The following is a 13,097-nucleotide window of genomic DNA, read 5'->3' on the forward strand; positions in this document are numbered from 1 at the left end:
CGGACCGTCCTCAGTCCCCCACCGCTGGTGCCGGTACAGGAGGCCGCGGAACTGGGGATCGCGACGTCGGAGGAGAGCCCCTGTTCGGTCCTGGCTCACAGTTCCACACGCTCTTCAACGACCCGCGTTGGGCGTTGGCCATGATTCGGGCAACCGTGCTCGAAGCCGCGCATCCACAGATCGGCGCCGCCCTGATCGAGAACTCCACCTTCGTCGTCCATCCCTGGCGGAGACTGAGCAACACCTTCACGAGCCTGCGGCGGATGTTCGGTGCCGACGACCACGTACGGCAGAGGGAGGCGACCCGGCTCAACCGCATGCACGCACGGCTGCACGGCACCGACGCACGAGATCGGCCCTACGACGCGATGGACCCGGGTGTGCGTGCCTGGGTGGTGGCGACCATGTTCGAAAGCGCTGTCACCATGTGCCGGCTCGGCGGACAGCCCCTTGAGCAGAAGACCATGGAGCAGTTGTACGCCGAGTTCCAGGCCTTCCTGGCCGCGATGGGCGACGAAGCCGGCCATCTGCCGCCCACCCTGGAGGAGTTCTGGCCCTACTACGACCGGGTGGTCGCTGAGGAGCTGGAGAACACCGAGGCGATGCGGATCATCCTCTACAAGCTCTTCGACCACCTCCCCGCACCACCCGTACTGAACGGCTTTCCTGCCCTGTGGGCGACCGGCCGGGCCGTCGCCGGCCCGGTCATCGGAGCGATCACCGTGGCGTCCCTGCCGGAGCCGTTCCGGCGGCGAGCCGGTCTGCCCGAGATCGCGGGGGTGCAGACCCTGATGCAGGGTGCGTACCTGGCGGCCGGTCTGGCCCGGTTCCTGCCCGGAGGGTGGATCCAGGCCGAAAGCATCGCCGAACTGCTGTCGCTCTCCCCCGACAGCGACGATCCCCGCGCGAGGACGGTCGCCGCCCTGCGTGATCAGATGAAGCGGGCCGGCGCCCTTATTCGCCTCATCACCCCGCTGACCCCGGAACCGGAACCCGCCGCGACCACCACGACGCAGCGTGGTGCGGAGGAGTTCTTCACGGACGTCCTCGACCAGACCGGGGACGGATACCTGGACTGGCCCGACCTCGCCGCCATGGCCCGCGAGCTTTCCAGCCGGCTCGACCTGGACGAGCCCGAGGAGACCCGGCTCTACAACGCCTACGCGGACTGGTGGCGGGAACTGCAGGCGGCCCTCGACGCCGACGGCGACGGCCGCATCAGCGCTCACGAGTACGCCTCCGCCGTCCCGTCGCTCGCCGGTCCCGCACTGATCAGGGTCGCCGAAGTCCTCTTCGACGTGACCGACAAGAACGGTGACCAGAGCATCGACGCGGACGAGTACCGGTCCCTGTTCCGGACCGCGTTCCACCGCGACACTACTGGGACCGGTGAGACATACAGCCGCAGCGCGTTCATCAACGACTTCCTGTCCTTCATGTCCGCACGCCGGCGCAGCACCCCCTACGATCCTCTCCTCGCCGAAGCATGACCGCCCGGACAGGCAACCAGCCGGAGACGGCGCCTCCTGGCACGAGCACGGCCGCCGGCACAGCGGTCGTGCCCTACGACCGGCCCGCCTGTGAAGGCGGCTGCGCAAGGTGCAGCTTTTCGCGGTCAGGTGGGCTTCTGAAGCCCTGCGACGGCGTACCAGGAGGAGGGAACAGGAACCCTTCGAAGGTGTCCCGCGCGAGCATTACGCCCAGGAGCACGCGGGGGACGAACAGCGTCAAGACCGCCGTGGCATCTTCTGGTGGCGCTGCCAGGACGGGTCAAAGAGACAGGCGCTGGGTGACCCCAGGCCCCGGTGCGGCCGCAGCCGTACCGGGGGCCACCGTCTCGAACACGGCTGCCCTCGGCTTCACCGCCTGTTCGGAAGAGCGCCCTCGCCATGACGAGAACGTCCGGTTCGCAACCGCACCTCTCCGTTCCTCAAGGAGAGACGCCCGTCCCATTGGGGCAGCACTATGACGTTGACGGCCGTCGGCTGCTCCTGCACCGGTCGGGCGCGGGAGGTCCGGTGGTGGTCTTCCTGCCCGCGGTAAACGCCCTGGACCTGGACTACCTCAACGTCCAGGACAGGGCGGCCGAGTTCACGACGTCGGTGACCTATGACCGGGTGGGCACAGGCTGGAGCGACCCTGCCGAGTCGCCGCGGCCCCTCGCCGTGGGGGCGCTGTGGGGCGTATCGGATGAGCCGTGGGCGAGAGCGAGCCGCTGCTTCCGGCTCGCCGCGCCGTACGGCATCACAGGGCCGTCAGGCTCGGTTGCCGTCCCCAGCCGGCCCCGCCCGACAGGCCCTCGCTGACGAGGAGGACGACCTCGTGCTCGCAGGGGGTGAAAACCTTGAGGCGCTCGCGCTCGGGGGACGCGGGGGCAGCAAAGAGGCGTACGCGTTCGGTGAAGCGGCCGATCAGGGTGCGTGCGTGCACGCGGAACCCGCCCGGCGGGAAGGATACCGCCGCGAACTCGCCCCCGGCCTCTCCCCCTTCCCGCCGCCCGGTCAGGCCCGGCCGCCCGACACGATCCGCCCCTCCCCCGGCGTGATCCCCCTGTCGAACCGACCTGGCCGCAAGGAGACTTCCCGTGTCCTTCGAAACGCTGGACATACTGAACGAGTTGCGTGAGAGGGCTCTCGCAGTGGACATCCCCCGGTGGTGGCCGGGCGGGAAGCGGCACGAACGGCGGCCCGAGGCGAACTGCCCGCACCCGATACGGACGTACGTCCCGAGGACTGGGTGTGCCTCGCCCAGTGGGAACACGGGCTCGACGGCCTGGAGACGGCCCTCTGCTCCTGGTCGACATCCCGGCAGGACCTGGCCGCACAGCGCTTCGACCGGGTCTACGCCAGCATGACCTGGAACCCGTGACATCCGCAGGGTGCCGACCCGAGGCGGCACCCTCGTCAAGGCGGGACTCGTCGGCCGGGCGGCGTGGAGAGCCCCGGCGGCGCTCGGTGCAGGAGCAGCCGCCGGGGGGACCGCCCATGTTCAGCGATCGGTGGACCGCGAAGCTTGAGCCGCCGCGACACGGTCTGCGATGTGGTCGATGACCACGTTGACCGCGCGGCGGTACGGGGTGGCGTCCTGGCTCACCTGTGACAGGAGCATGCCGCCTTGTATCGCGGCCAGCAGCGTGACCGCAAGCGCCGAAACGTCCTCGTCGGCTCCGAGGTCGCCGCGCTCGCGCATGCGAGCAAGCCCGGATTCGATTGCCGCCTGCCACGCGGCGAATCCCGTCGCCAGGCCGAGGCGAGCCGAGGGGTCGATGTCCGACAGCTCGCTCGCGAGCGAGCCGATCTCGCACCCTCCGGCGCAGTGCACCGCGTCCAGGCGGACGGCGGCGCGTTCGCACCATTCACGCAACGCGTCGATACTGTCGAGGTGGTCGAGCAAGGGCCGCTGCTGTTCGAGCTTCACGGTGCTCTGGTACTCGATCACCGCCGCCGTGAGGCCCTTCTTGTCCCCGAAGTAGTGATAGATCTGCGAGGCACTCACCCGAGCTCGGCGTTGCACGTCGGGGATGCTCGTGCCGGCGACGCCCTGCTTGAACATCAGCTCGGCAGCGGCGTGCAGGATGCGGTCCCGCGTGCGACGACCACCCTCGGTACTCGCCGCCTTGACCCGGGTCTCGACACTGCGCGTCTGCATGAGAGCCAGCCTACCAAAGATTGGAATCGACTTTCCAATCTCGCGACACCTACGGTTGGAGTGTTCATTACGGCCGTCTTCACCGGTCCGGCTCCCGAACGACACGCCGAAACCGCCGCTGTCGGGGATTGCCGGACACGCCCCACTGACCAGAAACTCATGGGGTTCTCGTCCAGGACGTAGCGGACGTGCGGGCCGCCGAAGCAGCCGCGGACGATGTGCGGCTGACGCTGACGCCCGCGGAAGAAGCGGCGGGTCTCCGCGGCGAGTTCGGCCTGGTCACGAGCCGGGTGCTGCTTGGGACCGGACCCGATCAGTTGGCCGACGTGTTCCGTGTCATCTCGGCTGCCTCGGTGATGGCGCGTTGCCTGAGATCGCCGAACAGCTGCATCGTGACGGCGGCCAGGACGTCGTCCCCGCCAACAGTCCGCCCGTCCCCGCGGCGGGTGGACAGGGCGAGGAGGGGGTCCTTGAGCAGCGGGGCCGGGGCCGGCTCGCCCGGCACCACCAGACTGACCGTCCCGAACCGCTTGACCCCGCCCTCGCGGACGACCATGGCCGCGTCCCGGGCGAGGTCCGTCAGGAACACGCTCGCGATTCCGTCCAGGTCGCGGACCATCGCCGGGACCGCCCTCACCCCCCGGCTCCCCAGCAGCCTTCTCACCCCGGCCTCGAACCGGTGGGCGCCGGCCACACCACTCGGGGTACGCGCCCCGCGGCGCTCACGAAGAGACACGAGCACACCATCGGCGTTGCGCACCTCGCCCATCAGGCCGTGGAAGGTCGGGCTGTGCAGGTACCACGCCGATCCCACCTCCACCTCGACGTTCCGGTCGATCGCCGAGATGAGGTCCTTGGGAATCAGCCTCTTCCTGGCCTCCTCGGCCGCCGCGCTTCTCGCGCCGTCGATGATCTCCGTCAGTACGGTCCGCGTCACCGACGCGGCGGCCCACGCGGCCGGCCGGGAGACGTGCAACGAGGTCACGTCCCTGAAAACCGCTTTGACGAGCTGAGGCTTGAACGGCAGGTCGGTCACGACGGAAGGGGTCTGCGGACCGCTGCGCTCGGTGCGTAGGGGTTGTGTGGTCATCGAAGAATGTGCTTTCTGCTGTCGGAGGTATCAGTGGCCCCTGCCGCACCGGGCGGCGGGACCACAGAGCTCTGCGGAGGGCGCCGAGCCGGCACAGGGCCTGCCCCGGGCGGGGCCGCCGGCACACCTAGGTGCAGGCGGCCCCGCCCGGATTCTCGGCGTTCCGGCGGCCGGGCCTGCGGCAGGGGGTGCCACCCGGGCGACGCGCTGTGGTGCGGCGCCGTACCGGTCAGGCGACCTGGTACCTGCCGACTTCCAGGAAGTGGCGCAGTGCCTCGGGTGTGTTGTCGTCGAGGGCGGCGTTGGCTGCCGCGCGCAGGGCCGGGCTGATGGACGGGTCGGCGAGGATGCGGGCGATGGCGACGCGGTCGTCCTCGGCCTGGGCGATGCGGTAACCGGTCTCCAGCCAGGCGCGCATCGCGTCGGAGTCGTTGGCGTCCAGGAGGGCGTTGACCTCGGCGATGACGCGCCGACCGCTGTCCGGGTCGGCGAGCAGGCGCGTGAGGGCGACGCGGTCGTCCTCGGCCTGGGCGATGCGGTAACCGGTCTCCAGCCAGGCGCGCATCGCGTCGGAGTCGTTGGCGTCCAGGAGGGCGTTGGCTTCTCGTGTCACACGCCGGCCGCTGTCCGGGTCGGCGAGGATCCGGACTATGGCCACCCTCAGGTCGTCGGCGTCCGGCTCGTCCGCGGACGAGGACACCGCGGGCACCGTCACCGCGGTCGGTGCCGCCGTGGTGGCGAAGGACGGGGTGGCGAGCAGGAGGGCCGGGGCGAGGATGCCCGCGGCGATTCCGGGCGCTACGCGATGCAGTCGCAAGGGGAATGCTCCTCTTCGTTTGCTACGGAGGTGAGTTGAGGACACCTCAGGGTGTTCACTTCGGTCATGCTGCCACCTGGGTCTGACAATGACAGTTGCCCCGCTGCGGTCACAGGGCACCGTCGCCGCGGACGTGGCCGGTGTTCCATGGCGGCGCGCCTTCGAGAAGGGCGGCATCGAGCGCGGCTCGTGGCTGTCGGGACGTGGTCGGGGCGAGACGATTCCCGGGGGCGGTCGTGGTGTGGTCCGAGCGTGTGGTGGTGCGCGACGGGGTTCGGCTTGTCTGCCGGGACCCGGGCGGACCGGGGAAGCCGGTCGTGCTGCCGCACGGCTTGGCCGGTCATGCGGGTGAGTGGGAGGTGGTGTCCTCGCGGCTGATTGCCCGGTACCAGGTCGTCGCGGTCGATCAGTGCGGGCACGGCGCAAGCGAGCGCCATCCGCAGGATGTCTCCCGGGCCGTCCATGCCGCCGAGGTCGTCGCTGCAGTCGAGCAACTCGGCTCGCGCCGGCCGGTACTGGTCGGCCGGTCGCTGGGCGGGCACAGCCCTGCTCACCGTCGCCACCCGTCCCGCGCTCGTCCGTGGGCTGGTGCTGGTCAAGGAGGCCGAAGGGCGCTGTCACGTTGACTGTCGGCATGGAATGATCTTCGGGCCGATCATGCTGGAGGGGCCGTACGTGGGGAGCGCGCCGCCGTCGTACGAAGGTCACCGCTACCCGGTCGAGGTCATCTCCCACTGCGTGGGGCTGTATCACCGCTTCCCGCTCAGCTTCCGCGAGGTCGAGGAGCGATGTGCGGCCCGCGTGTGCCGTGTTCGAGGAACACCGGCGCGTAGGCCCGGCGCAGGCCGGCCGGTCGATGTGGACGAAGTCGCAGGCGACGATGGCCTCGTCCTGCCCGGTCGGGAACGCGTGCCACGCCGCTCCGCCGCGGCGTGGGGCTGGATCGATGCCCGCTGCGGTGAGGATCTCCCGGACCGTCGTCGAGCCGACCGGGTGTCCGAGCCGGACCGGTTCCCCCTGGGTCCGTCGACAGCCCCAGCGGGGATTCCGCTTGGCGAGCCGCAGGACCAGAGCCTTCACCGCACTCGCGGTCGCCGGTCTCCCGGGCCTGCTCCGGCGCTCGCTGTAGTCCCGCTTCCGGATGATGAGCCTGCGGTGCCACGCCGGCAGCGTCGCGAACGTCACCGGTAACGGTGTGCCCGACTGCGACTCCGGTCGCACAGACGGCGTGCCCGGATACGCCTGCGGTCGTACAGAGCACATGCCCCGGACTGCTACTCAGGTCGCCCCCGACGGCTACCGGGGACCGATGTGGTGGCGCGTGCCCTGCGCCGAGGATGGCCGGGTGACCGAGATCATCCCACAGCTGTACATGTCCCCCCTGGAATTCACAGCCTTGCTGGGTGCCGTAGCGATGGTGGTGGCGCGCTGGCTTCCTCCCGCTGCCCGCCCGGGCCTGACGACCGCGGTGGGGGCCGTTTTCACGCTGTCCGCGATCGCGCTGAGCGTGGCGGGGATCCGCTGGCAGATGCTGCCGGTACTGACAGGCGCTGTCCTCGCGTTGCCGTTCGCCGTCTCTCCGCTGCTGCGACGCCGCAGCGGCCGGTCGGCGTGGCGGGCCCGATGGTGGCTGGCGTTGCCGGGATCGGCTGCCTGCGTCGGCCTGATCGCCACGGGCCCGGTGGCCGCCTGGGCCTTCCCCGTACCCGCCTTCCCCGAGCCGTCAGGCGACTTCGCGGTCGGCACCCGCGTGGTGCAGTGGACCGACCCACGCCGCCCCGAGAGCTTCACCGCCGATCCGCACGACCGGCGCACGGTCGTGGTCCAGCTCTGGTACCCCGCGCAGCGCAGCCCCTCAGGCACGCGGCGGGCTCCGTACCTCGGACGCACGGAGCACGAGGCGCGCACCGTGTCCGACGCCCTCGCCCGTTATGCAGGCCTGCCCGGCTTCCTGGTCGACGGCGTTCCGCGCGCCCGTACCCACTCGGTCTTCAACGCCCCGGTGGCCGGTGGGGGCGGACGGTTCCCGATCGTGCTGTTCTCTCCCGGGGCGGGCGGAGTGCGCACCCAGAACACCGCCTGGGCGGAGGAACTGGCAAGCCACGGCTATGTGATTGCCGCCCTCGACCACCCGTACGACTCCGCCGCCGTCGTCCTCGCCGACGGCCGAACGATCAACACCGAGCTCACCTCCACCGACGACCGGGACAAGGGCGACGAACTGGCGGCCGGCTGGACAGCTGTCCGGGCCGCCGACCTCGGCTTCGTCCTCACCCGGCTGGAGCAACTGGGCCGAGGCGAGATCACCGACCCCCTGACCGGACACCTGGACACCGACCGCGTCGCGGTCACCGGGCACTCCATGGGCGGCGCCGCCGCGCTGCAGGCCGCCCGGCAGGACCGCCGGTTCGGCGCCGTCATCGATCTGGACGGCTACCCCCACGGCCCCGTCTCCCCCTCCCTCCAGCAGCCGACGCTCGCGCTCACCCAGGCCATCACCCCGGAAACCGACCAGCGTTACCTACCCCGCCTCACCAAGGCCCTCAAGCTCAACACCGCGACGAGCTACCGGCTCACCATCCCCGACGCCGCACACCTCACCTTCATGGACGGTCCCCTGTACCTGCCGCCTGTACCCTCCATGGTCGGTTCTCTGGGCCGCGCCGAGAGCCCACGCGCCGTCGCCGTGCCCACGCTCGCCTTCCTGGACGCCACCCTGCGGCACAAACCCGGCGACCTGGCCGGCGTCCTGTCGGCCCACGGTGACCTCAGCGTTCACCGCCCGGGCGACGGCCGCTGATCATCTGCGCCGCGGCAGCCGACGTCTGCTGTCGTGGCGAGCTCACCCGTCTGTCGTACCGGGACCACGCGGGGAAGGACACGGTCCGGAACGTCGCCCCCTATCGCCTGGTGCACACAGGCCGCCGCTGGTACTTCGTCGCCCAGGACATCGCCCGGGAACAGTGGCGTACCTTCCGGGCCGACCGGGTGGTACAGGTACAACCGACCGGACGTACCGTCGAACTCGTCGACCCGCCCGACCCGGCGCTCCTCGTCTCCCGATCCATCGCAGGTGTCGTGTACCCGCTCTATGTCACAGTCCGGCTGGCGCACTCCATGGACCAGGCGCTACGGCTGGTCCCACCCACGATCGGCACCCATCGCCCGGACGGTCCCGATACCACCATCGTCGAAATCGGCGGTAACGAAGCCGACCAGCTCGTCACATACCTCCTCGGCCTGGGCACCGGGCTGCGCGTCCTGTCACCGGACGCCGTACGGGAGGCGCTGCTGCGCCGCACCCGAAACCTGTTCGAGGACAACAGCGACAGTCAGGCCCGGTGGTAGCGGGCGTTGCACCGGGTACGAGGTCTCAGCCGCACCCACCGCCTCCGGCCGGCCCGCCCCGGCCCGAGTCCGCCGCGGTCTTGTCCCGGCGGCTCCGCACGAGGACGTCCAAGACGCTGCCGCCGGCGTCGACGGCCCGCCACAGGCACTTCAGCTCCCCGTCGATCTTCACGAACACCTCGTCCAGATGCCATTCATCCCCGAGCCGCGGCCGCCGCCGACGCAGCCCGTTCGCACAGGCCTGCCCGAACTCGGCGCACCAGCGGCGGGCCGTCTCACGGGAGACGATCACACCACGCTGCAGCATCGGCTCCTCCACCTCACGGAACGACACCCGAGGCCGTGAACGCTCCCGTAACTCCCCGGGCAGGAGTTCACGTGTTTCCCCGGGGGTGGGAGTGGGGCGACCGTTTCCGGTCCCCGAGCGGCAGCCATCGCCCTACGCTGGCCCCATGGCGATTCCTCCCGCTTCCCGCTACGACCGCTGTCCCTGCACCGGGCACTACGAGCGCCGGGCGGTCGAGGTACGCATGACCGTAGAAGGCACGCCCGTGCTGCTGGAGGGGGTGGAACAGAGCCGATGCCCGCTATGCGGCTCCCGGGTCTACCGGGCCGTGGTGCTGGAGGCGATCGAAGATGTGATGCGCGCCCGGGGGTTGCCGGAGGCGCACGCGTGACCTCCGGGTTCCCGCCCGCGTCAGGAGACGCGGGCGATCGGCTCGATGTTGTAGTACGGGGGGATGTCGCTGTAGCCCAGGACAGCGAGCCGCGGCAGCCGTTGGCGCAGTACGGTACGCACCGGCACCCGCCGGTCGTCCTGTGTCAGGACGACCGGCAGCCCGGCTGCGGGCGGGCGGTACGCCAGCTCCGCTTCCAGGGCCGCACCCAGGCGATCCGCCGCCTCCTCGGACCGGTCGCTCGTCGGCGCGCGGAATTCTTCAGCGACGGCGTCCTCCAGCTCCTGGGAGAGCAGAAACACGACGATGGTCCCGGAGCCACGAGCGGCCTTCGACGCGATGTGGTCCGCGAGTCCGGCCCGGACGAACGCAACGCAGCCCTCCAGATCATCCTCCGGACCACCGTCAGGATCGGGCAAGGACTTCCGCTCCATCACGTGACGCAGCATCAGTTCCACAATCCGCCGGAGGTTGCGGACCGACACCCCGTCGTGGAGCAGGTCTCGTAGGACGGCCATCAGCAGACCGGGCGGGAGATGGCTGCGCGCGGCGTCCGCGACCAGGGGGAACATGCTGCCGAGGTCGTCGAGCATGCGAGCCGTGACACCGGGGGTGAGCAGGGTGTGTGCCTGGGACCGCAGTGTGCCGGTAAGGCCGAGAACGAGATACTTGAGCGGGTCCCGGACAGTAAAACCAGCCGCCTCGAGGATCTCGCCGTGTTCCGCGGCCACGACCGCCGCGGGTCGTCCGGTCCCGGGAAAAGTGGTCGCTTGGGCGGGCACATTCATCAGGGCGAGCCGCTCCACGGTGTCGTCGACCAGGAGGGTCCCCTTGGTGAGGCCGATCCGGGGCGGCGTACGCATCCCCTGGACGCGGAAGGCGAAGCCGGCGTCGCCCAGTGACGGATCGAGGTGGGCGTGGAAGGGCGGGAGGACGAGACCCAACTCGGTGAACAGATCCTTCCGCAGAAGGGAGAAGAGGTCGGTCTCCGTGTGCTCCGCCGTCAGGTCCCGCAGGTAAGCGGGATCGACGAGGATGTCGACCGGCTGTTCCTGTTCGTGTTCCGTCGCCTTGTCGTGGCTGGCCGGGCGGGCCAGTAGTGCGCCGCGGCAGACGAGCGCGAGCAGTTCTCCGAGCCGGCCGGAGTCCGTGCCCTCGCCTGCCCCCGAACCGTGAAGAACCGCGTCGGAGTCCGTCCGGTTACCGACCAAGGGGCTGCCGTCGATGTAGGAGAGTGCTTCGCCGATGGCTGTGTCCGGGACATGGCAGCGTCGTCCGTCGACCGACACGCGGACCGGCGGAACCGCCGGCCCGTCCGCATCACCCCTCACGAAGTGCACGGCGAGCGTCTCATGGATTCCGAGCTCCGCGGCCGGCCCGCTCAGCTCGGCCCCGACCCGTCGACGGACCGCATCGTCGGCGGCGTCGAACACCGGCGGAGCCAGCGTCACGGTGACCGTGAGTGTCGGACCATCAGGTCTCATCCGGAGTCAACTCCTGTTCCCACCAGGTCATGACGAACGGGTACTCGGCGCGCACGAGTGGAGCTATCAGCTCTCGGGCGTCCTGTGAACCGGTGACCAGCGAAGGATTCGGGCCGTCCTCCTCGACCGCCTGCCGTAGCCAGTGCAGGAACCGGATTCGCGCTGCGCCGCGTTCCACAGCGGCAGGCGGGTCCTGCCGGCCCAGCAGGGCCGCCTCGTGCCCGGCGGGGACCCGGATTCTCCGGTAGCCGGCTCGCGCTGCCACGAGTCGGTGCCGCAGCCCCTCCCGCGCGGCCCGGCACAAAGTTCGCGTCGGGGCCGTCATCCCTCCCGCGTCCCGCAGCGCGCGCAGGACCGACCGCCAGTCGGTGATCGGTACACCGTCCGCCACGAGAGCCTGCAGAACCCAGGTGAGCTTCAGCACGGCGGCCTTGTCCGTCAGCACCGAGCCGACGAGTCCGTCGCCGTCCTCCTTGGTCCAGCGCTCGACGAGACCGTCCACCTCCTGGACGCCGAGGTAGTGAACGAGGTGGGCTCTGAGGACCACTTCCAGCCGGTGGATCAGGTACTCGGCGGCCGTGACGCGCTCGCCTTCCCCACCGTCGCCATGGCCGTCCGGGTACAGAAGCCATGATCCGGGTGCTCCGGTCAGTGGGTGCACACTCGTCGGTTCCGCATACCGATCCGGCGCCCTGCGCCCGGCCCGCCCGACGACGTACCGCGCGTCCGGGGCGACGAAGCCGCTGAGCACGGGCACCTCGTTGACCTGGATTTCGTACTCATACGCCGGGAGGGAGACGGTGCCACGTGCCCGGACCCCCGGGACCTGCACCCCCGTGTCCGCCAGAATGCGGTCCTTCATCGCGGGGATGAGCTCGTACAGGAACCGGCCCCCGTCCTGCCTGGAGTCCGCGAGGGGCACCAAGGCATCACCCAACTCGTAGACGATCGGCGTAACCACCGGAAGGAACTCCTGCGGAGTCTGTGCCGACGGCTGCGGCAGCAACCCCAGCAGATGGTCCATACGAGCGCCGAGACGGTCGCGCAACTGCCGGGACGTGGCGGGCTCGGGCAGCGCCTCGCCGGAGCCCGCCTGCCCGGCACCTCCCAGCACGTCGTCCACCAGCCAGTATTCGTGCAGGCTCGTGATCCGGCTCGTCAGGCTGTCGATGAGCGGGCCGTCGGCTCCGGGCTGAGCCAAGGCGGCTCGGTACTCGGTACGGGCAGCCGCCACCTCGCCCGCCACCGCCAGCCTGATGATGCGGCCGGCTCGCGACATCTGCCGGACTCGGGCGGCACGAAGACTCCAGCTCTCCTCGTCGTAGACAACCTCCACACCCGGCCTGACCACCGTCAAGCCATGGTCACGGCTGCGCTGTTGCAAGGTGCGCACGTCGGCGCGCGGTGCGGAGACGGGCCGGCCCGCACGCAGGAGCATGAAGTCCGCACCCCGCCAGCCGGCCCCGCTCGCGACGGCGGGTCCCGCCGGTGTCACCGTTCCCTCCCGTACCTCGAGGCCGGGCCCCGACGACCACGTGGATTCATCCGGCCTGAACGAGCCGACCAGCAACTGGTATGTCTCCGGGCCGTCCCGGTCCGCCTGGAATCGTGCGGTGCCCGCGACGGGTACAGTCACTCCCGGTGCTGCCGACAGCGTCTCGAGCCGACGGACGAGGTTCCACGCCACGGCCGTGGAACCGGTGACGTCACCTTGATAGTCGAGCAGCCGGCCCAGATGCTCGATGGAATTGACGATGTCGCGCAGGCGTGAGCGACGTTCCATACGGAAGAGCGCCAGCGACACCGTGAGGGAGCCGGCACCCATGACACCCAGAGGGATAACGGTGTCCGGGTCGACCGAGAGGGTGGGCGAACTCTGTGCCCGCAGCGTCTCGGTTCCGATGACGACCAGTTCCGGAACGCCCCCTGGTCCGGTCTGCGCCTGTTGTTCGAGCAGCGCGACGCAGAGCAGATCGAGCCGGGACCGATGGGCGCTTCCCGCGTCCACGACAACCTCGCGGATGCCGATGTGA

The 13,097-nt window shown here is 70.3% G+C and carries 12 protein-coding genes and 2 pseudogenes; 7 read left to right on the forward strand and 7 right to left on the reverse strand.

The features are described 5' to 3' along the window. Positions 1-140 precede the first annotated feature (140 nt). Positions 141-1,490, forward strand: coding sequence for an oxygenase MpaB family protein (locus tag ACFXAE_RS25945; protein ID WP_384718989.1), 1,350 nt, complete (start codon positions 141-143; stop codon positions 1,488-1,490). 754 nt (positions 1,491-2,244) lie between these two features. Here ACFXAE_RS25945 and ACFXAE_RS25950 read toward each other — a convergent pair. Then, positions 2,245-2,430, reverse strand: coding sequence for a hypothetical protein (locus ACFXAE_RS25950; RefSeq protein ID WP_384718991.1), 186 nt, complete (start codon positions 2,428-2,430; stop codon positions 2,245-2,247). Positions 2,431-2,655: 225 nt separating this feature from the next. Here ACFXAE_RS25950 and ACFXAE_RS25955 point away from each other — a divergent pair, with 225 nt between their 5' ends. Continuing rightward, complete coding sequence (locus ACFXAE_RS25955) at positions 2,656-2,868, forward strand: hypothetical protein (RefSeq protein ID WP_384718993.1); 213 nt, start codon at positions 2,656-2,658, stop codon at positions 2,866-2,868. 120 nt (positions 2,869-2,988) lie between these two features. Here the strand turns inward: ACFXAE_RS25955 and ACFXAE_RS25960 are convergent, their stop codons facing one another. From ACFXAE_RS25960 to ACFXAE_RS25970, 3 genes are all read right to left on the reverse strand, one after another. Continuing rightward, a complete protein-coding gene (locus tag ACFXAE_RS25960) occupies positions 2,989-3,648 on the reverse strand; it encodes a TetR/AcrR family transcriptional regulator (protein ID WP_384718995.1) in 660 nt (219 codons plus the stop codon). Positions 3,649-3,961: 313 nt separating this feature from the next. After that, entirely contained in the window at positions 3,962-4,738 is a 777-nt protein-coding gene (locus ACFXAE_RS25965) for a hypothetical protein (RefSeq protein ID WP_384718997.1), read from the reverse strand. Positions 4,739-4,967: 229 nt separating this feature from the next. Continuing rightward, a complete protein-coding gene (locus tag ACFXAE_RS25970; protein ID WP_384718999.1) occupies positions 4,968-5,555 on the reverse strand; it encodes a hypothetical protein in 588 nt (195 codons plus the stop codon). A 362-nt stretch (positions 5,556-5,917) separates the two neighbouring features. Between ACFXAE_RS25970 and ACFXAE_RS25975 the strand changes: the two genes are divergently transcribed. The 4 genes and pseudogenes from ACFXAE_RS25975 (at position 5,918) to ACFXAE_RS25990 (ending at position 8,903) form a co-directional block, all read left to right on the forward strand. Next, positions 5,918-6,181: an alpha/beta fold hydrolase gene (locus ACFXAE_RS25975; protein WP_384719040.1), complete on the forward strand. Its 264-nt coding sequence runs from the start codon at positions 5,918-5,920 to the stop codon at positions 6,179-6,181. Between the two features lie 49 nt (positions 6,182-6,230). Next, positions 6,231-6,348 (forward strand): annotated as a pseudogene (locus ACFXAE_RS25980) (IS6 family transposase); the annotation flags it as partial. A gap of 516 nt (positions 6,349-6,864) precedes the next feature. Beyond that, entirely contained in the window at positions 6,865-8,355 is a 1,491-nt protein-coding gene (locus tag ACFXAE_RS25985) for an alpha/beta hydrolase family protein (RefSeq protein WP_384719042.1), read from the forward strand. Between the two features lie 2 nt (positions 8,356-8,357). Next, complete coding sequence (locus tag ACFXAE_RS25990; RefSeq protein ID WP_384719044.1) at positions 8,358-8,903, forward strand: WYL domain-containing protein; 546 nt, start codon at positions 8,358-8,360, stop codon at positions 8,901-8,903. A 70-nt stretch (positions 8,904-8,973) separates the two neighbouring features. On the opposite strand, the pseudogene ACFXAE_RS25995 reads toward ACFXAE_RS25990, so the two are convergent. Continuing rightward, positions 8,974-9,273, reverse strand: a pseudogene (locus ACFXAE_RS25995) (DDE-type integrase/transposase/recombinase); the annotation flags it as partial. An 82-nt stretch (positions 9,274-9,355) separates the two neighbouring features. On the opposite strand from ACFXAE_RS25995, the gene ACFXAE_RS26000 reads away from it, so the two are divergent. Next, complete coding sequence (locus tag ACFXAE_RS26000; protein ID WP_384719000.1) at positions 9,356-9,580, forward strand: hypothetical protein; 225 nt, start codon at positions 9,356-9,358, stop codon at positions 9,578-9,580. A gap of 20 nt (positions 9,581-9,600) precedes the next feature. Here the strand turns inward: ACFXAE_RS26000 and ACFXAE_RS26005 are convergent, their stop codons facing one another. Together ACFXAE_RS26005 and ACFXAE_RS26010 are read right to left on the reverse strand one after the other, a co-directional pair. Next, positions 9,601-11,064, reverse strand: a complete 1,464-nt coding sequence (locus ACFXAE_RS26005) for an FHIPEP family type III secretion protein (protein WP_384719002.1) — start codon at positions 11,062-11,064, stop codon at positions 9,601-9,603. Next, entirely contained in the window at positions 11,054-13,072 is a 2,019-nt protein-coding gene (locus ACFXAE_RS26010) for an FHIPEP family type III secretion protein (protein ID WP_384719004.1), read from the reverse strand. Before ACFXAE_RS26010 ends, ACFXAE_RS26005 begins: the two co-directional genes overlap by 11 nt. Between the last annotated feature and the right edge of the window lie 25 nt (positions 13,073-13,097).

The sequence above is a fragment of the Streptomyces sp. NPDC059454 genome, from assembly GCF_042749965.1.
Taxonomy (GTDB): Bacteria; Actinomycetota; Actinomycetes; order Streptomycetales; family Streptomycetaceae; genus Streptomyces.